Consider the following 25,879-nt stretch of genomic DNA (forward strand, 5'->3'; position numbering starts at 1 on the left):
GGCTCGGTCGTCGCTGGGCGGGGTCCGTCCTACAGCCGCTCGGGGGTGCGGATCCCCAGCAGCGCCATGCCCTTGTGCAGGGTGCGGGCGGTCAGGTCGCACAGGAAGAGGCGGTTCTCCACCTGCTGCGGGGTGTCCGCCTTCAGGACCGGGCACTGGTCGTAGAAGGTCGTGTACAGCGACGCCAGCTGGTAGAGGTACGCGGCCAGCTTGTGCGGGGCGTACTCCGCCGCGGCCTCGGCGACGGTGCCGCCGAACGCGTCCAGGTGCAGGCCCAACGCCCGCTCCGCCGGGGCGAGTTCGAGCTCCGGGTGGGCGACCGGCCCGGTCTCGCCGGCCTTGCGCAGGATCGACTGGATCCGGGCGTACGCGTACTGGAGGTACACGCTGGTGTCGCCGTTGAGCGACACCATCTGGTCCAGGTCGAACTTGTAGTCCCGGCTCGGCGACGTCGAGAGGTCCGCGTACTTCACCGCGCCGATGCCGACCTGCGCGGCCCGCTCCTGGATCTCGTCCTCGGTGAGGTCCTGGGCCTTCTCGCGCACCACCTCGGCGGCGCGCTGCACCGCCTCGTCGAGCAGGTCCTCCAGGCGCACCGTCTCGCCGGCCCGCGTCTTGAACGGCTTGCCGTCGGCGCCGAGCACCGTGCCGTAGCCCATGTTGTGGGCCTTGACCTGGTCGTTCAGCCAGCCGGCCCGGCGGGCCGTCTCGAAGACCATCCGGAAGTGCAGCGACTGGCGGACGTCCACGACGTACAGCAGCGTCGTCGCCTTCAGGTCGAAGACGCGGTTGCGGATCGCCGACAGGTCACTCGCGGCGTACCCGAAACCGCCGTCCGCCTTCTGCACGATCAGCGGGACCGGCTTGTCGTCCTTGCCCTTGATCTCGTCGAAGAAGACGACGAGCGCGCCCTCGGAGCGGACGGCGACACCCGACTCCTCCAGCATCCGGGCCGTCTCGGCCATCATGTCGTTGTACGCCGACTCGCCGACGATCTCCTCGTCGCGGATCTCCATGTCGAGCTTCTCGAAGACCGAGTAGAAGTAGACCTTCGACTCGTCCACGAACCGCTGCCACAGGTCGAGGGTCTCGGCGTCGCCGGACTGGAGGGCGACGACCCGCTTGCGGGCCCGCTCCTTGAACTCCTCGTCGGTGTCGAAGATCGCCCGCGACGCCTTGTAGACCCGGTTCAGGTTCGACATGGCCTGTTCGCCGTCCACGTCGGCCGCCGGGGCCAGCTGGTCCGGGTTCTCGATCAGGTACTGGATGAGCATGCCGAACTGCGTGCCCCAGTCGCCGATGTGGTGGCGGCCGATCGTCTTCTCGCCGGTGAAGTCCAGCATGTTGCGCAGGGCGTCGCCGATCACCGCGGACCGCAGGTGGCCGACGTGCATCTCCTTGGCGACGTTGGGCTGCGCGTAGTCGACGACCGTCGTACCGGTCGTGGCCGCGTACGGCACGCCCAGGCGGTCGTCGGCGGCGCGTGCGGCGAGCGTGGCGAGGATCGCCCGGTCGGCGACGGTGATGTTGAGGAAGCCGGGGCCGGAGACCTCGACGTCGGCGAGGACGTCGTCGGTGCCGAGCGTCTCGACGACCTTGTCGGCCAGCTCCCGCGGGTTGCCCTTGAGCTTCTTGGCCAGCGCGAGCAGGCCGTTGGCCTGGAAATCGGCCCGGTCGCTACGTCGCAGCAGCGGGTCCGCGGCGCCGGCCTCCGGCAGGGCTGCCGAGAGGGCGTCCGCGACGCGCTGGTTGACCGTAGCTGCGAGGGAGGTGACCGAGGCCATTGAACTGCCGTTCCGTTGGGGTGGAAAGGGTTTGCCCTGAGTATCCCACGGCCCTACCACTGAATTTCTGTGCGGCGGGCGTCTGGGAGAATGAGCTCCGTCAGGCTTTTGTCCGTCCGGACCGTTCCGCCCGTGCCGCGGGTGACGGAGCGCGGCACCGGAGGGCGCGACAGGGCGCTTCGTAAAAGCACCGGGACACCAGCAAGAGAGAGGGCCGATCGTGGCTCAGCAGAGCACCGAGACCGACTGGGTCTCCAGGTTCGCGGACGAGGTCATTGCCGAGGCGGAGCGCCGCGCCCCCGGCAAACCTGTCGTCGTCGCCTCGGGCCTGAGCCCGTCCGGCCCGATCCACCTCGGCAACCTCCGCGAGGTGATGACCCCGCACCTGGTCGCCGACGAGATCCGCCGCCGCGGCATCGCCTGCGAGCACGTCCTGAGCTGGGACGACTACGACCGGTACCGCAAGGTCCCGGCCGGTATCGACCCGTCCTGGGAGGAGCACATCGGCAAGCCGCTGACGGCCGTGCCCGCCCCGCCCGGCAGCGCGTACGCCACCTGGGCCGAGCACTTCAAGGCGGCCATGGAGGAGTCCCTGGCGGAGCTGGGCATCGAGTACCGGGGCGTCAGCCAGACCGCCCAGTACACCTCCGGCGCCTACCGCGAGCAGGTCCTGCACGCGATGAAGCACCGCGGCCAGATCGACGCCGTCCTGGGCCGCTACCGCACCAAGGACAAGGCCACCGGTAAGCCGAAGAAGCAGCAGCAGAAGCCGGTGGATGACGCGGAGCTGGAGGCGGCCGAGGGGTCCGGTGCGGCTTCCGAGGACGACGGCAGCGCCGGTGGCGCGGGCTACTTCCCGTACAAGCCGTACTGCACGGTCTGCAACAAGGACTTCACCAAGGTCATCGCCTATGACGACGCGACCACGGAGATGGCCTACGAGTGCGTCGCCTGCGGCCACTCCGAGACCGTGGCGCTGCGCGAGTTCGACCACGGCAAGCTGGTCTGGAAGGTCGACTGGCCGATGCGCTGGGCCTACGAGGGCGTGGTCTTCGAGCCGTCCGGCGTGGACCACTCCTCGCCCGGCTCGTCGTTCGTCGTCGGCGGCCAGATCGTCCGCGAGGTGTTCGGCGCCGACCAGCCGATCGGCCCGATGTACGCCTTCGTCGGCATCAGCGGCATGGCGAAGATGTCCTCGTCCAAGGGCGGGGTGCCCACTCCGGGCGACGCGCTGAAGATCATGGAGGCGCCGCTGCTGCGCTGGCTGTACGCCCGCCGCAAGCCCAACCAGTCCTTCAAGATCGCCTTCGACCAGGAGATCCAGCGGCTCTACGACGAGTGGGACAAGCTCGCGGCCAAGGTCGCGGACGGCACCGCGCAGCCCGCGGACGCCGCGGCGTACACCCGGGCCATCGGCACCGCAGCCGGCGAACTCCCGCGGACGCCGCGCCCGCTGCCGTACCGCACGCTGGCCTCCGTCGTGGACATCACCGCGGGCCACGACGAGCAGACCCTGCGCATCCTGAGCGAGCTCGACCCGGAGAACCCGGTCACCTCCCTGGACGAGACCCGGCCGCGGCTCGACAAGGCCGAGCACTGGATCAGCACCCAGGTCCCCGCCGACCAGCGCACCGTCGTCCGCGCCGAGCCCGACGCGGAGCTGCTGGCCTCCCTGGACGACCAGTCCCGGGGCGCGCTGCGGCTGCTGCTCGACGGCCTGGACGACCACTGGTCGTTGGACGGCCTGACCACGCTGGTCTACGGCGTCCCGAAGGTCCAGGCGGGCCTGGACCCGGAGGCCAAGCCGACCCCGGAGCTGAAGGTGGCCCAGCGCTCCTTCTTCGCGCTGCTCTACAACCTCCTGGTCGGCCGGGACACCGGCCCCCGGCTGCCCACGCTGCTGCTCGCGGTGGGCGCGGACCGGGTCCGCAAGCTGCTGGCCGGCTGACGGGCGGAGGCCGGTGGGGTCTCCTCCTGCCTGAGAACGAGAACGGGTTCGGCCCCGGGGACGAGGGTTCCCGGGGCCGAACCCGTCACGATGGCCGGATGAGGGGAATCATCGGTTTTATCGCCATGCTCCAGGGTGCGCTGGGCCTCTTCGGGCTGCTCTTCTTCGACGCCCCCTGGGGCGTGCTCCGGCACTTGGTCGACCTGCAATGGCCCGCCTACGCCGGGGTCTTCGCCGCGGGCGCGGCGCTGATGGCGTGGGGGGAGTGGGACCGCAAGCGGAAGGGCGAGGGGGAGACCGCGTAACGGGGGCGCGGGGCCCGCCCGTTCACCGGTCGCCGGGCTCGCGCCTTACGGGATGTGTTCCGCCTCCACCTCCATGCGGAAGCGGGCGCGGAACTCGCGGATGAAGCCGCGCAGATAGCTCTCGCTGAGCGGGCCGCCGTCGCGGCCCTGGTACCCGTAGAACTCCAGTAGGTAGCGGCCGAATTGGCGGGAGTCGGGGAAGGCGTTCTTCTCCGCCACGTACGTGCGGAACGCGGCGAAGTACTTCTCGTCCCGGGGCGCGTCGTCGGCGGGGCTCCCGGCGGAGAGGTCGCCGGGGCCGTCGTCCGGTACGTCGTCGGGGAGCGCGGCGCCCGCAGTGCCCAGGGGGCGACTACGCCCCGGGCTGACCGGGACAGTCAACTGGGGGGTGGGGGCGGGGAGTTCGGGCTCGTTCGGGGGGTTCGGTACGGGGGCGGTCAACTGGGGGGCGGGGGCAGGGGTTTCCGCTATCGGGTGCGGGTGCGGGTGCGGGTGCGGCCGGGGGGTGTCCGGGTGTGCGGGGGCGGAATCCGTGGCTGTCGCCGATTCCGTTGCCGTCTCCGTTTCCGACGCCGACGCCGACGCCGACGCCGACGCCGACGCCGACGCCGACGCCGACGCCGACTTGGGCCCCGTCTCCGACTTGGGCTCCTGCCGGTCGGGTGTGGCGGCCGGCAGGGCCTCCGGTCCCGGGTGGGCGAGGGAGAGGGGGCCGTCCGCTGACAGGGCGATCCCGGCCGCGGCCAGCCCGGCCGGTGCGGTCTTTGCCAGCGGGACGCCGTACCGGGCCAGCCGCAGCGGCATCAGCGATTCGACGGGGGCGCGGCGGCGCCAGGCCCGTCCGTAGCGGGCCCGGAGCCGCGCCTGGTAGATGAGGCGGTCCTGTTCCAGCTGGATGACCTGGTCGTAGGAGCGCAGTTCCCACAGCTTCATCCGGCGCCACAACCGGAAGGTGGAGGGGAAGGCGAGCAGCCAGCGGGCGAGCCGGACGCCCTCCATGTGCTTGTCGGCGGTGAGGTCGGCGATCCGGCCGACGGCGTGCCGGGCGGCCTCCACGGCGACGACGAACAGCACCGGGATGACCGCGTGCATCCCCACGCCCAGCGCGTCGGGCCAGGCGGCGGCCCCGTTGAAGGCGATGGTCGCGGCGGTCAGCAGCCAGGCGGTCTGGCGCAGCAGCGGGAACGGGATGCGGGTCCAGGTGAGCAGCAGGTCCAGGGCGAGCAGGACCACGATGCCGGCGTCGATGCCGATCGGGAAGACCGCCGCGAAGGCGCCGAAGCCCTTCTTCTCGGCCAGGGCGCGGACCGCGGCGTAGGAGCCGGTGAAGCCGATCGCCGCGATCAGGATCGCGCCGGCGATCACCACCCCGATCAGGATGCGGTGCGTACGGGTCAACTGCGCGGTCTGTGTCGCGGACACCCGCGGTCCCTCCCCGGACTCGGCGAATCGGCGCGCATAGCGTTGCACACCTGTTCCTGCCGGGCCGGGGAGGGCCAGGTCGGGGAGGGCCCCCGGGCGGTCAGACCTTGTTGGCCTTGGTCGCGGCGGTGATGGCTTCCTTGGCGGCGGCCTGGGCGGCCTTGAGGAGGTCGTTGCCGTTGGGGGTGTCGGCGCCGGCCATGCCCGCGCCGTTGTAGTTGATGGTGACGACGATGTTGGCGGTGCGCGCCACGATCGTCGTGTTCTTGAAGTCGTTGCCGTCCTTGGCGATGTCGTAGGTGATGGCGGTGGCCGCGTCACCGGTGCCCGCGGTCGGCACGGCGGCGACCTTCTTGGCGCCCTTGGTGCCCTTGGCGTCGTTGACCTGCTGGGTGAAGAAGTCCGTGGCGCGCTTCTCGCCCGAGCCGACGGTCGGGTCGGAGTCGTAGCGCTGGAAGGCGACGTCCAGCCAGCGGAACTGAGTGCCGTCGACGCCCTTGTCGTCCGAGCTGCTCCAGGAGCAGGCGCCGCGGGCGGCGGTGTCGGTGGACTTGCCCTGGGTGCCGGCCGCGTCCTTCACCTTGGGCAGCAGCTTGTTGAGGCTGTCCTTGGAGAACGCCTCGCAGGCGTTCGGCAGCTTCTTGAACTTCGCGGCGGCGACGGTCGGCGACGGGCTGCTAGTGGTGGCGCTGGACGAGCCGGAGGGAGTGCTGTCACCGGAGCTCTTGCCGTCCGAGCCGGAGCACCCGGCGACGAGCAGCACCGGCACTGCTGCGCAGGTGAGGAGGCTGGCGAGTCGCTTGGCTGATCGGTGCATGGTTCCTTCGCTGTTCGTCGTCGTCGAGTCGGTGCGGACCCTTGTCGAGCGTGTCGGCCCGGCCCGGGGTCGGGGCGGGCCCTAGGGCACGGTACGCGGCGGAGCGAGGCGGTTGGCCGATTCATAACAATTGAGCGGTGGGGCGAATCGGGCGATTCTCGGGCGAAATCCTCGTTCGGGTGATCGACCCGTATGGGGTTATTCGCTGAGGCTGTCGGCCAGTTCGCCGGCCAGGGAACGGGCCTTGTCCTGCAGTTCCTGGCTTTCCGGCAGCTGCGTCTTGTCCGTGGACCACTGGTCGTAGGTGATCGTCACGATGACGTTCGACGTGCGAAAGACCACAGTGATGTCACGGTGCACACCGGAGTCCGCGGTGATCAGCTGGTCGTTGAGGAAGGCCGTGTCGCCGAGGCCGTCCAGGATGCGCGGGGCGAGCGGGCCGCCGGGGCCGGGCGCGGAGTCGCTCGCGGGGTCGGAGGGGGTCGGGGACGCGGTGGCCGGCGGGGTGGACGCGGCGGTGGCGCCGTCCGTCTTCTTCCCGCCTGCGGCGCCGTCCTTGCCGTCGCCCGTGCTCGTGGCGCCGTCCGTCGGCTTCTGCTGGTCCTTGGCCGTGTCCGTCGGGCTGGCCGGGGTCGAGGGGGTGCCGGAGCCGGCAGACGGGATCTTGGCGGCCCGTTCCTTGGTGAGGTAGAGCTCCTGCGCCCGGTCGTCGTCGCTGACCGCGGTGCTGTACGAGACCACGCGCTGGATGTCGAGCGTGAGGTGGCGGGTCCCCGCGGTGGTTTCCCGCGTCCACTGGCAGCCGACCCGGCGGTCGGTGTCGTAGGTGATGTCGGCCCGGCCGCCGTAGATCTTCTGCGCGTCCGCCGGCGACAGTGGCTGGCCGTCGCCGGGCAGCATGTCGCGGAGGGTGCTGCGTGCCGGGAGGCCGCAGGCTTCCGGCAGGGTCTGGTAGCGCCCGGGCTGGGCGGACTGGCTGGCGGCGGTGGTGTCGCCGTCCTTGCCCTCGCCGCCGCTGGTGCCCGTGGCGGAACCGCCGGAGCAGCCGGTCAGGCCGGCGGCGAGGGCCGCGGTGACCAGCAGTGCGGCACCGGGTACGAACGATTTGCGCGGCATCGTTCGCGGCTCCTTCCCTGCGGAAATGCGGTTGCCGCCGAGTGGCGGCCGGTGGACACAATGTCTACCGCACGTTTCGCCGTGAACGCCGGTTCGCTGTCCAAGATCAGGCGTATTGTCCGGCTTTTGCGTTTTTCAATTTTCCGGGGGAAAGAGACAGGTATGTCGTACACCGAAGTGCCCGGCGCCCAGGTGCCGATCCGGATGTGGACCGACCCGGCCACGGTCGAGGGCGTCGCGATGCAGCAGCTGCGCAATGTCGCCACGCTTCCGTGGATCAAGGGGTTGGCTGTGATGCCGGACGTGCATTTCGGCAAGGGGGCCACCGTCGGTTCGGTCATCGCGATGCGCGGTGCGGTCTGCCCGGCCGCCGTCGGCGTGGACATCGGCTGTGGAATGAGCGCGGTCAAGACCTCGCTCACCGCCAACGACCTGCCCGGGGACCTGTCCCGGCTGCGCTCCCAGATCGAGCAGGCGATTCCGGTGGGCCGGGGCATGCACGAGGACCCGGTCGACCCGCGCCGGATGCACGGATTCCGCGCCACCGGCTGGGACGACTTCTGGGCGCGCTTCGATGGGGTGGCCGAGGCGGTCAGGTTCCGGCACGAGCGGGCCGCCAAGCAGATGGGTTCGCTGGGGTCCGGTAACCACTTCATCGAGTTCTGCCTCGACGAGACCGGCGCGGTCTGGCTGATGCTGCACTCCGGCTCCCGCAACATCGGCAAGGAGCTGGCCGACTACCACATCGGGCAGGCCCAGAAGCTGTCGCACAACCAGGGGCTGGTCGACCGCGACCTCGCCGTCTTCATCGCGGACACCCCGCAGATGGCGGCGTACCGCAACGACCTCTTCTGGGCGCAGGAGTACGCCCGGCACAACCGTGACGTGATGATGGCCCTGTTCCAGGACGTCGTCCGCAAGGAGTTCCGCAAGGCCCGGCCGGTCTTCGAGCCGGTGATCTCCTGCCACCACAACTACGTGGCGGAGGAGACCTACGAGGGCATGGACCTGCTGGTGACCCGTAAGGGCGCCATCCGGGCCGGCAGTGGTGAGTACGGGATCATCCCCGGCTCGATGGGCACCGGCTCGTACATCGTCCGTGGGCTGGGGAACCCGGCGTCCTTCAACTCCGCCTCGCACGGCGCCGGCCGCAAGATGAGCCGGAACGCCGCGAAGAAGCGCTTCTCCACGCGCGATCTGGAGGAGCAGACGCGGGGCGTGGAGTGCCGCAAGGACTCCGGGGTCGTCGACGAGATCCCCGGCGCGTACAAGCCGATCGAGAAGGTCATGGAGCAGCAGCGGGACCTGGTGGAGGTCGTCGCCAAGCTCAAGCAGGTGGTGTGCGTGAAGGGGTGAGGGGGCCGGGGCGACCGGGGCGACCGGGGCGGGCGCACGTCGGACCGGGGTGGGGGTGCGTCGGGACGGCGTGGGGGGACGTCGGAGGGAGTGGGGCTAGGCACTCTCCGGCTGCTGGGCGCCTCGCGTCCGTTGGACGCCTCGCGTTCGCTGGGCGCGGCCCTCTTGGTCGCTGTGGCCCGTCTGTCTGCCGCTTCCCGTGGGGCGGCGGCGGGCCGGTCGCCGACGTTGGATCAGGTACTCGGCGGCGATCAGGTTCAGGAGCAGCGCGCACCACGACGAGGTGCTGGCGATGTCGTGGCTGGCCGCGAGCGGGTCGCCCGCGTACGAGACCGGGTCGGCGAGTTGGGCCGCCACGAGGTGCTCGACCACGGGTTGGATCAGCCGCGAGGTGAGCGCGACCAGGGTCAGCGCGACATTGCGGATCATCCACACGCGGTGGTCGGCGTAGCGACGATGGGGGTGTCCCCCGTTCGTGCGCGCTTGGGGGAGTGCGGCGCGGTAGCCGGCGACACCGGTGACGATCCACAGCGCGTCGAGCACCCCTAGGGACAGTTGGTTGCTCAGCCCCAGGGGGACGAAGCAGACGACCGGGATGCCGATCAGGGCGGACGGGAAGACCCCGCCGAACAAGTACACCCGGCCGGTCCACCGGTGGACGGCGGGATGCCGGCGGCGCAGCCAGGGCCAGCACTGGGCGAGGCCGGTCACCACGGCGACGGCGGCGGTGAAGATGTGCGCCACCAGCAGCGCGTAGTGCAGTTCGCTGCGCGGCGGGACGCGGCTGGTGTGCAGATCGGGCGGGAGGTAGGGGCTGACCGCCTGCGCCGTGATGAGCAGCGATACCGCGGCGAGCGGGACCAGCCACAGGGCGGTACGGGGGCGTCGACGCGGTGCACCAACGGGTGTGGGGGTGGGTGCGGGTGTGGGTGTGGGGGTGGGTATGAGCGCGGGTGCTGGTGCGGGCGTGGGTACGGGCTCGGGTGTGGTTGCGGGGACGGTCGGGGGTGCGGACGTGGGCCTCGGGGTGGTTGGCATGCGTCCACTGTCGTGGCGTGCGGAGACCGGGACACGGGGCCCGCACACCCAGTAGGGGGTGTACGTAAGCCCCCTGTCGCGGGGGTGGTCATCCGGAGGTGGGGGCGTCCGGGCATGTGGGCGGCGGGCCGGCACGTGGGCGGGCGGGCCGGCCGTTGTGACCGGCCCGCCGCTCGTTGACCTCTCAACTACTGCGGTGCACCTTGGTGTTGGACGCCTGCGCCCGGGGGCGGACGACGAGCAGGTCGATGTTGACGTGCGGGGGTCGGGTGACCGCCCAGGCGATGGTGTCGGCGACGTCCTCCGCGGTGAGCGGTGCGTCCACGCCTTGGTAGACCTTGGCGGCCTTGCCGGCGTCGCCGCGGAACCGGGTGGTCGCGAACTCCTCGGTCTTGACCATCCCCGGGGCCACCTCGATGACCCGTACCGGCTCGCCGCACAGCTCCAGGCGGAGCGTCTCGGCGATGACATGGGCGCCGTGCTTGGCGGCGACGTACCCTCCGCCGCCCTCGTACGTCCCGTGGCCGGCGGTGGAGGAGAGGACGACGACGGTGCCGTCGCCGGATGCGGTCAGCGCGGGCAGCACCGCCTGGGTCATGTGGAGCACGCCGAGCACGTTGACCTCGTACATCGCGCGCCAGTCGGCCGGATCACCGGTGGCCACCGGCTCCGCGCCGACCGCGCCGCCGGCGTTGTTGACCAGGACGTCGACGGAGGGGAAGCGGTCGAGGGAGCGCGCGAACGCGTCGACCGCGGCGCGGTCGGTGACGTCGAGCGCGTACGCCTCGGCGTGCGGCAGCTCGGCGGCGAGTGCTTCGATGCGGTCCTTGCGGCGGGCGGTGAGCACGACGCGGTAGCCGGCGGCGGCCAGGGCCCGTGCGGTCGCGGCGCCGATGCCGCTGCTCGCTCCGGTGACGACGGCGGTACGGACGCCGGGGGTGTCGGCGGTCATGCTGCTCTCCCTATACGCGGTGCGTGTGCGGACAGTGAGCCGTGGTGCGGCTCGTGAGCCATGGTGCAGGTGTAACTCGTGGACCGCGATGTGGTTTGTGAACTGTGGTGCGCTTCATGGGTGGTGGAGTAGCTCGTGAGCTGTGGTGCGGTCGTGAGTGGTGGTGCGGCTTGTGAGGTGCGGGGTGCGGGGTGGTGAGTGTGTGGCGGTGCGGTCCGTGAACCGTGGTCTGGCTCGTGGATTGCGCTCTGGCTCGTGAAACGTGCTCTGGTTCGTGAGCGGTGGTCTGCCGCATGAGCGGTGGTCTGTTACGTGAGCGGTGGTGCGGTTGTGAGTTGTGGTGCGGGTGATGGGTGCGTGGTCAGGATATGCAGGGGGGAGCGGGGGGTTTGGCAGCCGGAGGGTCGGTCGATCGTGAGGTCCCGGCCTGGGCGTGGCCTGCGGCCGACCGGGTTCAGTGGCCGCGGGGTGCGTACATGATCACGGCCATGCCGACCAGGCAGACCAGTGCGCCGATCACGTCCCATCGGTCGGGACGGTAGCCGTCCGCGACCATGCCCCAAAGCAGCGACCCGGCGACGAACACCCCGCCGTACGCGGCGAGGATCCGGCCGAAATGGGCGTCCGACTGGAGCGTGGCCACGAAGCCGTACACGCCCAGGGCGATCACCCCGGCGCCGATCCATGCCCAGCCCCGGTGCTCCCGCACCCCTTGCCACACCAGCCAGGCGCCGCCGATCTCGAAGAGTGCGGCGACGACGAACAGGGCTGCGGAACGGGCGATGAGCATGCCGCCCAGCGTAAGGAGCCGAGCCGGGCCGGGCGAGGACGGGGCCTCACCCGGCCGGCCTGCCGTGGGCAGTGCCGATCACGCCGATGCGCTGGCCCTCAGCGCATCGGTGCCCCGCGGCCAGCGGCCCTGCTACCAGCGCCCTTGCCGCCAGCGGCCCTGCTACCAGCGGCCTTGCCGCCAGCGGCCCCGCCGCCGGTGCTCCAGCGCCTTGGTGCCCGGTGTCTCTACGCCCGGTGTCTCTCGGAGCCTGGCGCTTCGATGCCTGGCGGCTCGGCGCACGGCGATTCGGCGCGCGGCGATTCGGCGCGCGGCGATTCGGGGCGGGACGCTTCGGCGCGCGGTGCGCGGTGCGCGGCGATTCGGGGCGTGGTGTTTCGGCGGCCGCGCGAGGATTCGACCTACCGGTGCCAGGCCGCCCGGCGGTTCATATCTGTGCGGAGGAGCGCAGGGGCCGTTCGGCGGTGGGGACGAGGGTGGTGCCGGTCCAGTGGTCGAGGGCGGTGCGGAGTGCAGCGGCGCGCTCGGCGGGGGCGGTGGCATCGGTGGCCCAGGCGATATAGCCGTCGGGGCGTACCAGGAGGGCCGTCCGGCGTCCGCTCGCCCAGGAGGCGGTGGCGACCCGGCCGGGCGCGGGTGCCAGGGGTGTGTCCTTCGGCAACTCGCCCTCAGGGGTGATCACGACGAACTTGCCCTGCCGCAGGGCGTCATAGAGCCGTCCGCCGCCGGAGAGGCGGAGGTCGGGGGCGCGCCGGCCGGCCAGCCGATGGGCACCGGGCCCGGCCGGATAGGCGAAGTCGATACCCGAGACGCCGCCGATCGCCCGCCGGGACAGCGGCCGCAGGCTCAGCAGGAGCCGCACGCCGAGACCGCGCAGCGCCCGGCCCGCCGCTGAGTGGACCAGAGCGAGCCGGACCATCGCGCCGCTGCTGCGCAGCACCGCTTCGCCGACCGGGTGCCGCTCGTCCTGGTAGCTGTCCAGCAGGGTGTCGGGGGAGTGGCCCCGCACCACGGCCGCCAGCTTCCAGCTGAGGTTGGCCGCGTCCTGGAGGCCGATGTTCATCCCCTGGCCGCCGGCCGGGGAGTGGACGTGCGCGGCGTCACCGGCGAGGAGGACCCGGCCGACGCGGTAGGCGGGGGCCTGCCGCTCGTCGCTGCGGAAGCGCGAGATCCAGCGGGCGTCGTGCATGCCGAAGTCGGTGCCGAAGGCGAGCCGGGTGACCTCGCGCACCTCGTCGAGATCGGCGGGTGCGTCATCGGGGGCCTGCACATGGCGGTTCCAGCCGATGGCGCGGTACCAGCCGTCACCGAACGAGGCGATCAGCGCGAAGGCGTCGCGGGTGGCGCGGAGCGCGAAGGGGGAGTCGGGCGCCTGGGCCAGCCGGACATCGGCGAGGACCACGGAACGGACCACCGCCCTGCCGGGGAAGGGCAGGCCGACCGCCTCACGGACGAAACTGCGGGCGCCATCGGCGCCGACCACATAGGCGGCGCGCAGGCCCCCGACACCCTCGGCCGCGCCCTCGCCCGCATCCTCAGCCGCGCCTTCGGCCGCCCGGAAGTGCACCGTCACGCCGTCCGCGTCCTGGGCGAGCCTCAGCACCTCGGACCCGTACCGGAAGGTGACGCCGGCCTGCCTCGCGCGCCGCGCCAGCAGCCGCTCGACCTCGTACTGCGGCGTTATCAGGACGAAGGGGAAGCGGGTGCGGAGTCGGGCCGCGGAGAGCGCCGCGTCCCCGAACACCTGGAGGCCGGGGAGCCGGTGGCCTCCGGCGACCAACTCGTCGGCGAGCCCGCGGGCGTCCAACTGCTCCAGCGAACGGGCGTGCACGGCGAGTGCCCGGCTGAGATTGCTGGTCGTGCCGTCGCGGCGCTCCAGGAGCGTGACGGCGAGACCGGCCTCGGCGAGATCCCCGGCGAGCAGCAGCCCGGTCGGGCCGGCGCCGACGACGATCACGTCCGCGTCCTGGCCGGCGGACGTGGCGCCGGCGCTCTCGGGTGCTCTGCCGGTGTCGGTCTTGCCCACGCCGGCCTGTGCGGCAGTGCCGGTCCGTGAGGCAATACCGGTCTGCGGCGCAGCGCCCCTCTCGGCGCTGGCACCGGCGCCGAGAGCGGCGCCGGCAGGCGGCCGGACGGCCGTGCTGCTGTCGATGTCGTTGCTGGTGTCCCCTGGCTTGTGGTTCAGGGCATCCATGGCTGCCGCCTCCTGCCAACGCATGTTGGTCAACGCTTGTTGGCAAGCGTACGACGCTCGCAACTCGCGTGTCAACGCTCGTTGGCCTACAGTTGTTGACATGGTCGAAAGTGATCCCTCCGCCACCTCCTCCGGCGCCCGTACCAAGGGCCGTACCGAGGGCCGTAGCGGCGCTCGTTCCGGTGGCCCCGCCCCGGCGGTCAGCCCCGAGATCGACGCCGGTCCGCCGCCCGTCGCCGCCGAGGCCCCCGACGCCGGCGCCCACCCCCGCCCCCGCCGCTCCGACGCCACCCGCGCCGCGATCCTCGACGCCGCCCGGGACCGCTTCGCCGCCGAGGGCTACGAGCGCGCCACCATCCGCGCCATCGCACGGGACGCGGGCATCGACCCGTCGATGGTGATGCGCTACTACGGCAACAAGGAGGGCCTCTTCGCGGCGGCCTCGGAGATCGACCTGCGCGCCCCGGACCTGACGCAGGTGCCGCCCGAGGAGCGGGGCGCCCGGCTCGTGCGCCACTTTCTCGAACTCTGGGAGAGCGACGAGACGCTGACCGGGATGATGCGCGTCGGCGTCACCAATGAGGCGGGCGCGGAGCGCATACGGCAGGTCTTCGCCGCGCAGGTGCGGCCGATGCTCGACGCGGTCTGCGCGGTGCCGGAGGAGGTGCCGGCCCGCGCCACCCTGGTTGCGTCGCAGATCCTGGGCATGGCGCTGTGCCGCTACGTCCTGCGCGTCGCACCCGCCGTCGACCTCAGCCACGACGAACTCGTCGCCTGGCTGGCCCCCACCGTCCAGCGCTATCTGACGGCGGAACGACCGTAGCGGCCGTAGTGACCGTAAGGGCCGAAGGACGGGGACCGGACGACCGCGCCGGGCGAGAGCGCGGGCATCGCTGACGCGCCCGCCGGCAACGCGCCCGCCGGCAACGCGCAGGCCGGTAACGCGCCGGCTGGTAACGCCGCCGGCGCCTCAGACCGGAGTCGCGGCCGCCCCGCTACCCGCCCCCGTTACCCGTCCCCGCCCCCGGTCCCCGCCCCGCGATCCGCCGCAGGTGCCCGTCGAAGACCTGCCGCGCCTCCGGTGTCAGCGTCCGCAGGGCCACCATCGCCGTCACGATCACATCGCACAGTTCGGCGTGCACGTCGTCCCAGGTGTGGCTGTGCCCCTTGCGGGGGTTCTGCCCGGTGGCCCCGATGACGGCCTGGGCCACCTCGCCCACCTCCTCCGAGAGCTTCAGGACGCGTAGCAACCGTTCCTGCTCCTTCGGCAACACGCTCTCCCGGTCGAGCCACCCGACGAGCGCATCGATGGTGTCCCAGGGGGCCGCGCCAGTGGGGGCGGCGGCAGAAGGGCCGGCAAGCGAAGGGGAGTTGGCGTTCGGAGTGCGATCCGAGGAGGCGACGACGGGATCAGACATGGCCCGATTCTGCCGCTTGTTCCGCGGCCCGTGCCCCCTTCGCCCCTAGGGTGAGGCGGCAACCGGCCAAGAGGCGATGCCCGGCAGACCGGCGACCACCGCATCGGCGCGGCGGACGAGCGGAAGGCGGCCAGACGGATGGATGAGCACCCGGCGATGCCGCGGGACCGGTTCCCGCAGGAGCTGATCGCGTTCTACGGGTTGACCCGGCTGCCCCGGGAGGGCGGCTGGTACCGGCGGACCTGGGCCGGCCCGGAGCGCTCGGACGGCCGGCCCGAGGGATCGGCGATCGTGATGCTGCTGACCGCCGAGCCCGGCGTCTTCTCCGCGCTGCACCGGCTGCCGACCGACGAGATCTGGCACTTCTACCGGGGCGACCCGCTCACCCTGCTCCTGCTGTCCGAGGACGACCGTACGGGCGGCGCCGGCCCCGCCCGTACGGTCGTCCTCGGCCCGGACGTACTGGGGGGCCAGCACGTGCAGTTCACCGTTCCGGCCGGCACCTGGATGGCCGCCGAGGTCGCCGCCGGCGGCTCCTGGACGCTCTTCGGCTGCACGATGGCGCCCGGCTTCACCTTCGCGGACTACGAGCACGGGGACGCCGGGCGGCTGGCCGCGCGGTTTCCCCGGGAAGCAGTGCGGATCGGGGCGCTGAGCCGGGCATGACAGTGGTGCGGACCCCTCATGAGCCGAACGGCGTACGGGCGGTGGGTACTCCCGAACTGGCCGGCCGGCAGGGCCGATTCGGCCACCCCGAGCGCCCAACGAAGCCACCCGAGCCACCCGAGCGCCCAACGGAGCCAACGAAGCCAACGAAGCCAACGGAACCAACGAAGCCAACGGAACCAACGGAACCAACGGAACCACCCGAGCACCCAACGAAGCCAACGCACACCACCCCCACCAGCCGCGCAGCGGACACCACCCCAGCCCACCCCACCCACCCCGCTCCCCCCTCTCACTCCAGCCCATCCAGCCCCTCCGCCGCCTCCTCCCTCCCCGACCTCAGCGGGCACGTCGTGCTGGTCACCGGGGCGTCGGGTGGGATCGGGCGGGGGATCGCGTTGCGGTTCGCCGCTGCCGGGGCGGCGGTGGTGGTGCACTACCGGGCGGGCGGTGAGGCCGCGCGGGCGCTGGTCGGGGAGATCGAGCGGGGCGGCGGGAGCGCGCTCGCGCTGCGCGCCGAGCTGGGGGTGGAGGAGGAGTGCCACCGGCTGGTGGCGGCGGCCGCCGGATGGCGGGGGCGGCTGACCGCGCTGGTCAACAACGCGGGGGTGCAGCCCACCCAGGAGCTGGCCGGGATGTCGCTCGCCGACTGGCGTGCCGTCGCCGATCCCAACGTGCACAGCGTCTTCGCCTGCACCCAGGCCGCGGTGCCGGTGCTGCGCGCGAGCGGCGGCGGATCGGTGACCCACATCGCCTCGATCGAGGCGGACCGCCCAGCGCCGGGGCACGCCCACTACTGCGCGGCCAAGGCGGCGGTGGTGATGCACGCCCGGGCGGCGGCGCTGGAGTACGGGCCGTACGGGATCCGCGTCAACAGCGTCTCACCGGGGCTGGTCGAGCGGCCCGGACTGGCGGAGGACTGGCCGGAGGGGGTGCGCCGCTGGCAACGGGCCGCGCCCACCGGGCGGTTGGGGCGGCCCGAGGACATCGGCGATGCCTGTGTTTTCCTCGCCTCGCCGATGGCCTCCTGGATCACCGGCCAGGACCTCGTCGTGGACGGCGGCGTCTCGGCCCGTCCCACCTGGTGAGCCGGCCCGACGGCGCGGCGTCGGCCCGGGCGGTGCCCCGCCCGGGCCGGGACGATCCGGCTCCTTACGGCCACACCAGGCAGTACGCCTGGTGTCCCGCCTCATGGAGGCGGTGCGAGAAGTCCTGCCACTCGTGGAGAAGCTGGTAGACGCTGAAGGCGTCCTGCGGGCCGCCCCGGTCGGGGACGGTGGACCAGATGAAGGCGGCCGCGCCGACGGACTCCTCGCCGACGCCGCGCAGCGGGTCGACCACGGTCATGGGGAGCTTGACGACGGCGTAGTCGGGGTGGAGCACGACCAGCTCCAGCGGGGGAACCTTGTGCAGCGGTATGCCCTCTATACCGGTGAGGACCATGGCGGCCATCGTCTCCGGCTTGATCTTGGTGAACATGCCGCCCATACCGAGTTCGTCACCGCCGAGTTCCTCGGGGCGCATCGAGATCGGGACCCGGGCAGCCGTGGCGCCATTGGGCGCGCCGAAGTATTTGTACGTCACCCCCATGCGGCCGCCCCTGTTTTCCCCGCCCGTAATGCTCTCGGCGCTTTTGTGCCGGTCGTCCCTGATGTTCTCGGAGCCCTCGCGCCGGTGACGGCCGCGCTGGGCGCGCTCGGGACCCCGGTCATCGGTTCCCTCGCCCAGTTCGCCACCGCGATGCATATCTCCACCCGACCACTCGCAGCCCCAGCCGCGCAACCCGATCATCGTCTCAGAGACTCCCCCGTCACCGGCGCGTGAAACGCCCGGCCGCACGCCCCCGTGCGCCTCTGAGACCATTGCTTGCGTGACTTACTCGTACGACGCCCCAGTTTTGCAGACGCGCGGGGGCTGAGGCTCGGTCGCGAGCGAGAGGAACGAAAAAGAAACCAAGAGGGAATGAAGCGGAATCGCGTGGCGGGCCGTGTGGTCCGCGAGGTGATTCCCGTACCGCAGTCAGCCGGGCCGTGTCCGCGCGCCGCCGCCCTCCTCCCCCGTATATGCAGGTCAGGATCACAGTGTCTTTTCCGTATGAAGCCCCTGTTTCGCAGTCGCTGTTCGACCGTGCGTCCGTGGTGACGCCGGGCGGCGTGAATTCCCCGGTGCGGGCGTTCCGGGCCGTGGGCGGTACGCCCCGGTTCATGGTGTCTGGTACCGGTCCGTACCTCACTGATGCCGATGGCCGCGAATACGTCGACCTGGTGTGCTCGTGGGGGCCGATGATCCTCGGCCACTCGCACCCCGAGGTGATCGCCGCGGTCCAGGAGGCGGTCGCCCACGGGACGTCCTTCGGGACGCCCGGTGCGGGCGAGGTCGAGCTGGCCGAGGAGATCGTGGCGCGGATCGCGCCGGTCGAGCAGGTGCGGCTGGTCTCCAGCGGCACCGAGGCGACGATGTCGGCGATCCGGCTGGCGCGCGGCTTCACCGGCCGGGCCAAGGTGATCAAGTTCGCCGGTTGCTACCACGGGCACGTGGACGCGCTGCTGGCCGCGGCCGGTTCGGGTGTCGCGACGTTCGGGCTGCCGGACACCCCCGGGGTGACCGGTGCGCAGGCCGGCGACACGATCGTGCTGCCGTACAACGACCTGGCGGCCGTCCGCGCCGCGTTCGCCGCGCACGAGGGCGAGATCGCCTGTGTGATCACCGAGGCGTCGCCGGGCAACATGGGCGTCGTCCCGCCGCTGCCGGGCTTCAACCAGGGGCTTGCGGACCTCTGTTCCGAAAACGGCGCGCTGTACATCTCCGACGAGGTCATGACCGGCTTCCGGGTCAGCAAGGCCGGCTGGTACGGCATCGACGGGGTCCGCCCGGACCTGATGACCTTCGGCAAGGTCATGGGCGGCGGCTTCCCGGCCGCGGCCTTCGGCGGGCGGGCGGACGTCATGGCGCACCTCGCCCCGGCCGGGCCGGTCTACCAGGCGGGCACGCTCTCCGGGAACCCGATCGCCACCGCCGCCGGTGTCGCGCAGCTGCGGCTGCTGGACGACGCCGCGTACGAGAAGGTCGACGCGGTCTCCGCGGAGATCCGTGGGCTGGTCACCGCGGCGCTGGCCAAGGAGGGCGTGGCGCACCGGCTCCAGGTCGCCGGGAACATGTTCTCGGTGTTCTTCACGGACGCCGAGGTGACGGACTACGAGAAGGCCAAGGCGCAGGAGTCGTTCCGCTTCACCGCCTTCTTCCACTCGATGCTGGCGCAGGGCGTCTACCTCCCGCCGTCCGCGTTCGAGTCCTGGTTCGTCTCGACCACGCACGACGCCGCGGCCGTCGAGCGGATCGCCGCCGCGCTGCCGGCCGCCGCCCGGGCCGCCGCCGAGGCCACCGCATGACCGGCACGAGCGGGACGGACCGGAAGGCGGACGACATGAGCAGCGGCGAGAAGAGCGGTGACGAGATCACCGTCGTGCATCTGATGCGGCACGGCGAGGTCCACAACCCCGAGGGCGTGCTCTACGGGCGCCGGCCCGGCTACCACCTCTCCGACCTGGGTCGGAAGATGGCCGACCGGGTCGCCGAGCACCTCGCGGAGCGGGACGTCACGCATGTGGTGGCCTCGCCGCTGGAGCGCGCGCAGGAGACCGCGGCGCCGATCGCCGGGGCGCACGGTCTGGAGATCGCCACCGACCCGCGGTTGATCGAGGCGGCCAACGTCTTCGAGGGCAAGACCTTCGGAGTGGGCGACGGTGCGCTGAAGAAGCCGGGCAACTGGAAGTACCTGACCAATCCGTTCCGGCCCTCGTGGGGCGAGCCGTACATCGAGCAGGTCGTCCGGATGATGGCGGCGCTCGGCGCGGCCCGGGACGCGGCCCGCGGGCACGAGGCGGTGGCGGTCAGTCACCAGCTGCCGATCTGGATCGTGCGCAGCTTCGCCGAGCGGCGGCGGCTGTGGCACGACCCGCGGAAGCGGCAGTGCACCTTGGCCTCGCTGACCTCGTTCACCTTCCACGGCGACGAGATCATCTCGGTCGGGTACAGCGAGCCGGCGCGCGACCTGGTTCCCTCACACCTGCTGGCCGGCGCCAAACCCACCAAGGGGAAGTCCAAGGCTTTCGGGGCTTGATAAGCCGTCACGTGGCGGAATGTCAAATTCGCCTGATTTGCAAAGTTTGAGCGAATAACGCGGAACCTCACCGTCCGACATGCCCTCTACAACGATGTCCGTTTATATGGATATCGAGTTCGTCGAGCACGGATGGGGAACGACGCAATGGGCGCGATCAGTCGGCGGGGCCTGCTGGGGATGGGAGTAGGGGCCGCCGCGGCTCTGGGCGTCGCCGGGTGCTCCGCCTCGGGGCAGGACGGCGGGGAGGGGCAGCGGGTCAAGAACGCGGCGCCGGCCCGCCCCAAGCTCATAGGCGACGGCTCGACCGCCAACTACGGGAAGCAGCCCCACCAGCCCGGCGCGCCCGAGCGGCTGGAGCCGGGGCAGACCCCGCCGCAGTTCGTGATCTTCTCGTGGGACGGGGCGGGAGAGGTCGGCAACGGCCTCTTCCCCCGGTTCCGCAAGCTCGCCGAGGACCACGGCGCGGCCATGACCTTCTTCCTCTCCGGGCTGTATCTGCTGCCCGAGGAGAAGAAGCGCCTCTACCTCCCGCCGAACAACCGGCCCGGCGCCTCCGACATCGGCTACCTCAGCGACGGGCACATACGGGAGACCCTGAGCAACGTGCGCCAGGCGTGGCTCGACGGCCACGAGATAGGCACCCACTTCAACGGCCACTTCTGCTCCGGCCGGGGCAGCGTGAAGCACTGGACGCCCGCCCAGTGGCAGTCCGAGATAGACCAGGCCATGGGCTTCGTCACGAAGTGGCGGACGCACACCGGATTCACCGACGCCGAACCGCTGCCCTTCGACTACGGCAAGGAACTGGTCGGCGGCCGGACGCCCTGCCTGCTCGGCCAGGAGAACCTGCTGCCCACCGCCCGCCAACTGGGCTGGCGTTACGACGCGAGCTCGCCCGGCGGCCTCCAGATGTGGCCCCGCAAGAAGCAGGGGATCTGGGACTACCCGCTCCAGCAGATACCTTTCCCCGGCCACTCCTTCGAGGTGCTCTCGATGGACTACAACATCCTGGCCAACCAGTCCAAGAACTCCACCAAGGCGCCGCCGGCCAACTACCCGGGCTGGCGCCGGCAGGCCGCCGACGCCTACATCTCCGGATTCCGCCGGGCCTACGAGACCAACCGCGCGCCGTTCTTCATCGGCAACCACTTCGAGCAGTGGAACGGCGGCATCTACATGGACGCCGTCGAGGAAGCGTTCAAGCACATCGCCAACGAACGCAACAAGGACGTCCGGCTGGTCTCCTTCCGGCAGTTCACCGATTGGCTCGACGCCCAGGACCCCCGCATCGTCCGCAAGCTCCAGCGGATGACCGTCGGGCAGCGGCCGGCCGGCGGCTGGAAGACGTACCTCTCCGAGGTCTGACCGCCCGGCGTTCCCCAGGGGGCCGGACCCGGGTGACGCGCCGGAAGCTGTCGTTCCGTAGGGTCTGACATGCCCCTTCGTGCGAGGCGCGGCGGGGCGAGGGGGGCGCGGAAGATCCGCAAATGGCCCATGCGAAACTTTTCACATGAGTGAAAGCCGGGCCCCCCGCCGCCTCACCAGCCGCCGCCGTCTCGCCCTGTTCGCCGCGGGAGCGGCGGTCGCCTCGCTGACGCTGAGCGCCTGCGGCGACGGTGCCTCCGGCGGCTCGGCGCAGACCCGGTTCGTCCAGGGCAAGAACGGCGTCGACACCGTCAAGGCCGACGAGCGGCAGCCGGCGCCCGACCTGTCCGGAGAGACCACCACCGGCAAGAAGCTGGACGTGGCCGACTACAAGGGCAAGGTCGTCATCATCAACGTGTGGGGGTCGTGGTGCGGCCCCTGCATCGCCGAGGCCCCCAACTTCGCCAAGGTCGCGAACGAGGACAAGGACAAGGGCGTCCAGTTCATCGGGATCAACACCCGCGACGCCGAGAAGTCGCAGGCCACCGAGTTCGAGGAACAGCACAAGGTGCCCTACCCGAGCCTGTACGACCCGACCGGCAAGCTGATGCTGCGCTTCCCCAAGGGCAGTCTCAACCCGCAGTCGATCCCGTCCACGATCGCCATCGACCGGCACGGCCGGATCGCCGCGCGCTCGATCGGCCCGCTCGCCGAGGACGACCTGCGCAAGATGGTCGACCCGCTGATCGCCGAGAAGTGATCGCGTGATCGCGCTCGCCGCCAACGCCGCGGAGAACCAGACCGTCCTCACCGGCGCCCTGATCGCGGCCATCCCGGTCGCCCTCTTCGCCGGCCTGGTTTCCTTCTTCTCGCCCTGCGTCCTGCCCCTCGTCCCGGGCTACATGTCGTACGTCACCGGGGTCACCGGCACCGACCTCGCCGAGGCCCGGCGCGGCCGGATGCTGGCCGGTGCCCTGCTCTTCGTCCTCGGCTTCACCGCCGTCTTCGTCTCCGGCGGCGCCCTCTTCGGCTTCTTCGGCAAGACCCTCCAGGACTACAAGGACGTCATCTCGCGCGTCCTGGGCGTGCTGATGATCCTGCTCGGGCTGGCCTTCGCCGGCGTCCTGAAGCGGTTCGGTCAGCGCGAGCTGCGGTTCCATCGGAAGCCCGCGATGGGGCTGGCCGGCGCGCCGGTCCTCGGCGTGCTCTTCGGCGTCGGCTGGACGCCCTGCCTCGGCCCCACCCTCACCGCCGTCAACACCCTCTCCTTCTACGACGCCAGCGCCGGCCGCGGCGCGCTGCTCACCGTGGCGTACTGCCTGGGCCTGGGCCTGCCGTTCATCGCGGTGGCACTCGCCTTCCGCCGGGTGCTGGGCGCCTTCGGCTGGGTCAAGCGGCACTACGTCTGGGTGATGAGGGCCGGCGGCGGCATGATGATCGCCCTCGGCGTCCTCCTCCTCACAGGCGTCTGGGACATCCTGATGTCCCAGCTACAGAGCTGGACGCAAAGCATCACCGTTGGGATCTGATTGATGTCCACCAAGACCGACACCACGGACGAGCCGGGCGCCACCGCCGACCAGGGCGGTGATCTCGGCATCGCCGGATCCCAGCTCTCCACCGCCCCCAAAGAGGACGTCTCCCTCCCCTCACTCGGCCCGACCGGCTGGGTGCGCTGGTTCTGGCGCCAACTGACCTCCATGCGGGTGGCGCTGCTGCTGCTGTTCCTGCTGTCCATCGGCGCGATCCCCGGCTCGCTGATCCCGCAGACCAGCATCGACCCGGTCAAGGTCGACGCGTTCAAGGCCAAGCACGAAACCCTCGGCGAGGTCTACGACAAGCTGGGGATGTTCCACGTCTACAGCTCGGTCTGGTTCTCGGCGATCTACCTGCTGCTGTTCATCTCGTTGATCGGCTGCATCGTGCCGCGCGCCTGGCAGTTCATCGGCCAGCTCCGCGGCCGCCCCCCGGCCGCCCCCCGCCGGCTCACCCGGCTGCCCGCGTACACCACCTGGCACACCGAGGCGGCGCCCGAGGAGGTCCTCGCCGCCGCCGAGCGGATGCTCAAGAAGCGGCGCTTCCGGGTCCGCCGGGTGGGCACCGCGGTCGCCTCCGAGAAGGGCTATCTGCGCGAGGCCGGCAACCTCCTCTTCCACGTCGCGCTGATCGTGATGCTGGTGGCGTTCGCCGTCGGCGGCCTGTGGAAGTCCGAGGGCGGCAAGCTGATCACCGAAGGCGACGGCTTCTCCAACAGCCTCACCCAGTACGACGACTTCTCCTCCGGCCCGTTCTTCGACACCGACACCATGGAGCCGTTCGGCTTCACCATGGACTCGTTCGACGCGACCTACGAGCGGACCGGCCCGCAGAAGGGCACCCCCCGCACCTTCCGCGCCAACATCACCTACTTCACCGGCGCGGACGGCACCCAGCACAAGAAGTCGATCGAGGTGAACACCCCGCTCGACATCGCCGGCAACAAGGTCTACCTGCTCTCCCACGGCTACGCGCCGGTCGTCACCGTCAAGGACGGCCGCGGCAAGGTCGTCTACCACGGTGCGGTGCCGTTCCTCCCGCAGGACCCCAAGAACTTCACCTCCTCCGGCGTGGTGAAGGTCCCGGGCGCGCAGACCAAGGACGGCGAGCGCAACCAGCTCGGCTTCCAGGCGCTGTTCGTCCCAACCTTCGGCGGCAAGAACTCCGGGTCGATGTTCTCCCAGTTCCCCGCCCCGGACTTCCCCGTCCTGTCGGTGAACGCCTGGCACGGCGACCTCGGCCTGGACTCCGGCCTGCCGCAGAACGTCTACCAACTCGACACCAAGCGGCTGAAGCAGTACAAGGACGCCAGCGGCGACATCTTCAAGAAGATGCTGCTGCCCAAGGACCGGGCGACACAGATGCTCGGCCACACCGGCGCCAAGCTGACGCCCCAGGAGATCGACGCCGAGTCCACGATGAAGCTCCCGGGCGACCAGGGCTCCATCACCTTCGACGGCATCAAGACCTGGGCCAGTTTCAAGATCACCCACCAGCCCGGCAACGGCCTCGCCCTGACCGGTGCGGTCTGCGCGCTGCTCGGCCTCGCCGGCTCGCTGTTCATCCAGCGGCGACGGGTCTGGGTCCGCGCGGAGCGATCTGATGCGAACGTTGCGAACGGTGCGAACGGCGAGAACGGCCCCACCGTCGTCGAGATGGCCGGCCTCGGCCGCAGCGAATCGGCCCGGGTGGCGGAGGAACTCGCCGCCCTCGCGGCCGAGCTGACCCCGAGCGCGCCGCTCGCCGCCGCGCCCTCCCCGGACGAGCCGGACGACTCCGCCCCGTCCGCCGAAGACCCGACGGAGCCGACCGACTCTGCCGATCCTGCTGACCCCTCCGAAGGAGCGCGCGCGTGAATCTCGCTGCCGCAGCCAACGAGACACTGGCTCACAACAGCAATGTGCTGGTCTATTCGGCGATGGCCATCTACACCCTCGCCTTCGTCGCCCACATGGCCGAGTGGGTGTTCGGCAGCCGCAGTAAGGTCGGCCGGACCGCCGCCGCCCTGACCACCCAGGTCGCCGCCTCGGCCGCGGCTCCCGTCCAGAGCGCGCAGAAGGGCGGCACCGCCGTCCTGGAGCGCCCCAACGTCGTCACCCGGTCCGTGACCGGCAGTCGGGACGTCCCCGACGGCCCCGGCGCGCACGGCGGCACCGAGAAGGGCGACCTCTACGGCCGGATCGCGATCTCGTTGAGCGTGCTGGCCTGGGCGCTGCACGTCGCCGGCATCGTCACCCGCGCGCTGTCCGTGCAGCGTGCCCCCTGGGGCAACATGTACGAGTTCTCCACGACCTTCGCCGGGGTCGCGGTGGGTGCCTACCTGGTCCTGCTGGTCCTGAAGAAGAACGTCCGCTGGATCGGTCTGCCGCTGGTCACCACCGTCCTGCTCACCCTGGGCCTGGCCGTCAGCGTCCTGTACACCGCCAGCGACCAGCTGGTGCCGGCGCTGCACTCGTACTGGCTGTGGATCCACGTCTCGTGCGCGATCCTCTCCGGCGCGGTGCTCTACCTCGGCGCGGTCGCCACCCTGCTCTTCCTCTTCCGCGACCGTTACGAGACCAAGCTCGCCAACCCGGACGGCCCGCAGCCCGGCGCCTTCGCCACCTCGGTCCTGGAGCGGCTGCCCTCGGCGGCCTCGCTCGACAAGTTCGCCTACCGGGTCAACGCCACCGTCTTCCCGCTGTGGACGTTCACCATCATCGCGGGCGCCATCTGGGCCGAGGCCGCCTGGGGCCGCTACTGGGGCTGGGACCCCAAGGAGGTCTGGACCTTCATCACCTGGGTCGCCTACGCCTGCTACCTGCACGCCCGTGCCACCGTCGGCTGGAAGGGTCGCAAGGCAGCCTGGCTGGGCCTGATCGCCTTCGCCTGCTACCTCTTCAACTACTTCGGCGTGAACATCTTCATCACCGGCCTGCACTCCTACGCCGGCGTCTGAAGCCCCGCCCGACCCGCCACACTCCGGTGCCGTACGGACCCGGCCTCGCCCGCAAGGAGGCCGGTCCGTGCGGCACCGTCGTGTGTACGGGAGCGTTCCGCGCCGCTCCTA

23 protein-coding genes are annotated in these 25,879 nt (G+C 71.2%); 13 read left to right on the forward strand and 10 right to left on the reverse strand.

The window, feature by feature from the left end:
* Positions 1–29 precede the first annotated feature (29 nt).
* The gene (gene argS / locus ACO0M4_RS20480) at positions 30–1,784 is read right to left on the reverse strand and encodes an arginine--tRNA ligase (protein ID WP_430372228.1); all 1,755 of its coding nucleotides are present in this window, start codon (positions 1,782–1,784) and stop codon (positions 30–32) included.
* A 220-nt stretch (positions 1,785–2,004) separates the two neighbouring features.
* Between argS and lysS the strand changes: the two genes are divergently transcribed.
* The gene (gene lysS, locus ACO0M4_RS20485; RefSeq protein WP_430372230.1) at positions 2,005–3,732 is read left to right on the forward strand and encodes a lysine--tRNA ligase; all 1,728 of its coding nucleotides are present in this window, start codon (positions 2,005–2,007) and stop codon (positions 3,730–3,732) included.
* A 98-nt stretch (positions 3,733–3,830) separates the two neighbouring features.
* The gene (locus ACO0M4_RS20490) at positions 3,831–4,037 is read left to right on the forward strand and encodes a hypothetical protein (RefSeq protein WP_430372232.1); all 207 of its coding nucleotides are present in this window, start codon (positions 3,831–3,833) and stop codon (positions 4,035–4,037) included.
* A 45-nt stretch (positions 4,038–4,082) separates the two neighbouring features.
* Here the strand turns inward: ACO0M4_RS20490 and ACO0M4_RS20495 are convergent, their stop codons facing one another.
* The 3 genes from ACO0M4_RS20495 to ACO0M4_RS20505 all read right to left on the reverse strand — a co-directional run bounded on the left by ACO0M4_RS20495 (position 4,083) and on the right by ACO0M4_RS20505 (position 7,392).
* Positions 4,083–5,459, reverse strand: coding sequence for a DUF2637 domain-containing protein (locus ACO0M4_RS20495; RefSeq protein WP_430372234.1), 1,377 nt, complete (start codon positions 5,457–5,459; stop codon positions 4,083–4,085).
* 100 nt (positions 5,460–5,559) lie between these two features.
* On the reverse strand, positions 5,560–6,276 hold the full coding sequence (locus ACO0M4_RS20500; RefSeq protein ID WP_430372236.1) for a DUF3558 family protein: 717 nt from the start codon (positions 6,274–6,276) through the stop codon (positions 5,560–5,562).
* A 198-nt stretch (positions 6,277–6,474) separates the two neighbouring features.
* The gene (locus tag ACO0M4_RS20505) at positions 6,475–7,392 is read right to left on the reverse strand and encodes a hypothetical protein (RefSeq protein WP_430372238.1); all 918 of its coding nucleotides are present in this window, start codon (positions 7,390–7,392) and stop codon (positions 6,475–6,477) included.
* 162 nt (positions 7,393–7,554) lie between these two features.
* On the opposite strand from ACO0M4_RS20505, the gene ACO0M4_RS20510 reads away from it, so the two are divergent.
* The gene (locus tag ACO0M4_RS20510; protein ID WP_430372239.1) at positions 7,555–8,748 is read left to right on the forward strand and encodes an RtcB family protein; all 1,194 of its coding nucleotides are present in this window, start codon (positions 7,555–7,557) and stop codon (positions 8,746–8,748) included.
* 96 nt (positions 8,749–8,844) lie between these two features.
* Here the strand turns inward: ACO0M4_RS20510 and ACO0M4_RS20515 are convergent, their stop codons facing one another.
* From ACO0M4_RS20515 to ACO0M4_RS20530, 4 genes are all read right to left on the reverse strand, one after another.
* On the reverse strand, positions 8,845–9,786 hold the full coding sequence (locus ACO0M4_RS20515; RefSeq protein ID WP_430372241.1) for a DUF2306 domain-containing protein: 942 nt from the start codon (positions 9,784–9,786) through the stop codon (positions 8,845–8,847).
* 184 nt (positions 9,787–9,970) lie between these two features.
* A complete protein-coding gene (locus ACO0M4_RS20520; RefSeq protein WP_430372242.1) occupies positions 9,971–10,738 on the reverse strand; it encodes an SDR family NAD(P)-dependent oxidoreductase in 768 nt (255 codons plus the stop codon).
* Positions 10,739–11,192: 454 nt separating this feature from the next.
* A complete protein-coding gene (locus tag ACO0M4_RS20525) occupies positions 11,193–11,528 on the reverse strand; it encodes a YnfA family protein (protein WP_430372244.1) in 336 nt (111 codons plus the stop codon).
* Between the two features lie 427 nt (positions 11,529–11,955).
* The gene (locus tag ACO0M4_RS20530) at positions 11,956–13,722 is read right to left on the reverse strand and encodes an FAD-dependent oxidoreductase (protein WP_430372246.1); all 1,767 of its coding nucleotides are present in this window, start codon (positions 13,720–13,722) and stop codon (positions 11,956–11,958) included.
* Positions 13,723–13,933: 211 nt separating this feature from the next.
* Here ACO0M4_RS20530 and ACO0M4_RS20535 point away from each other — a divergent pair, with 211 nt between their 5' ends.
* Positions 13,934–14,545, forward strand: a complete 612-nt coding sequence (locus ACO0M4_RS20535; RefSeq protein ID WP_430373871.1) for a TetR family transcriptional regulator — start codon at positions 13,934–13,936, stop codon at positions 14,543–14,545.
* 172 nt (positions 14,546–14,717) lie between these two features.
* On the opposite strand, the gene ACO0M4_RS20540 is transcribed toward ACO0M4_RS20535, so the two are convergent.
* A complete protein-coding gene (locus ACO0M4_RS20540) occupies positions 14,718–15,140 on the reverse strand; it encodes a MazG-like family protein (protein ID WP_430372247.1) in 423 nt (140 codons plus the stop codon).
* Between the two features lie 138 nt (positions 15,141–15,278).
* Between ACO0M4_RS20540 and ACO0M4_RS20545 the strand changes: the two genes are divergently transcribed.
* On the forward strand, positions 15,279–15,806 hold the full coding sequence (locus ACO0M4_RS20545; protein ID WP_430372248.1) for a cupin domain-containing protein: 528 nt from the start codon (positions 15,279–15,281) through the stop codon (positions 15,804–15,806).
* Between the two features lie 353 nt (positions 15,807–16,159).
* Positions 16,160–16,894: an SDR family NAD(P)-dependent oxidoreductase gene (locus ACO0M4_RS20550; protein ID WP_430372249.1), complete on the forward strand. Its 735-nt coding sequence runs from the start codon at positions 16,160–16,162 to the stop codon at positions 16,892–16,894.
* Between the two features lie 64 nt (positions 16,895–16,958).
* Here ACO0M4_RS20550 and ACO0M4_RS20555 read toward each other — a convergent pair whose 3' ends face one another.
* Positions 16,959–17,552: a hypothetical protein gene (locus tag ACO0M4_RS20555; RefSeq protein WP_430372250.1), complete on the reverse strand. Its 594-nt coding sequence runs from the start codon at positions 17,550–17,552 to the stop codon at positions 16,959–16,961.
* Between the two features lie 317 nt (positions 17,553–17,869).
* Between ACO0M4_RS20555 and hemL the strand changes: the two genes are divergently transcribed.
* From hemL to ccsB, 7 genes are all read left to right on the forward strand, one after another.
* Positions 17,870–19,195 (forward strand): glutamate-1-semialdehyde 2,1-aminomutase, encoded by a 1,326-nt coding sequence (gene hemL, locus ACO0M4_RS20560; RefSeq protein WP_430372251.1) that lies wholly within the window; start codon positions 17,870–17,872, stop codon positions 19,193–19,195.
* Between the two features lie 35 nt (positions 19,196–19,230).
* Entirely contained in the window at positions 19,231–19,926 is a 696-nt protein-coding gene (locus tag ACO0M4_RS20565) for a histidine phosphatase family protein (RefSeq protein WP_430373872.1), read from the forward strand.
* A gap of 147 nt (positions 19,927–20,073) precedes the next feature.
* A complete protein-coding gene (locus ACO0M4_RS20570) occupies positions 20,074–21,294 on the forward strand; it encodes a hypothetical protein (protein WP_430372252.1) in 1,221 nt (406 codons plus the stop codon).
* Positions 21,295–21,439: 145 nt separating this feature from the next.
* Positions 21,440–22,054, forward strand: coding sequence for a TlpA family protein disulfide reductase (locus ACO0M4_RS20575; protein WP_430372253.1), 615 nt, complete (start codon positions 21,440–21,442; stop codon positions 22,052–22,054).
* Positions 22,055–22,058: 4 nt separating this feature from the next.
* Positions 22,059–22,823, forward strand: coding sequence for a cytochrome c biogenesis CcdA family protein (locus ACO0M4_RS20580; protein WP_430372254.1), 765 nt, complete (start codon positions 22,059–22,061; stop codon positions 22,821–22,823).
* A gap of 3 nt (positions 22,824–22,826) precedes the next feature.
* Positions 22,827–24,686 carry a cytochrome c biogenesis protein ResB gene (resB, locus tag ACO0M4_RS20585; RefSeq protein WP_430372255.1) on the forward strand — a complete coding sequence of 620 codons (1,860 nt, stop codon included), beginning with the start codon at positions 22,827–22,829 and terminating at the stop codon, positions 24,684–24,686.
* Entirely contained in the window at positions 24,683–25,768 is a 1,086-nt protein-coding gene (gene ccsB / locus ACO0M4_RS20590; protein ID WP_430372256.1) for a c-type cytochrome biogenesis protein CcsB, read from the forward strand. The genes resB and ccsB overlap by 4 nt, the downstream gene beginning before the upstream one ends.
* The last annotated feature ends 111 nt before the right edge of the window (positions 25,769–25,879 follow it).

Source organism: Streptomyces sp. RGM 3693 (assembly GCF_050471125.1).
In the GTDB taxonomy this organism is placed as follows: Bacteria; Actinomycetota; Actinomycetes; order Streptomycetales; family Streptomycetaceae; genus Streptomyces.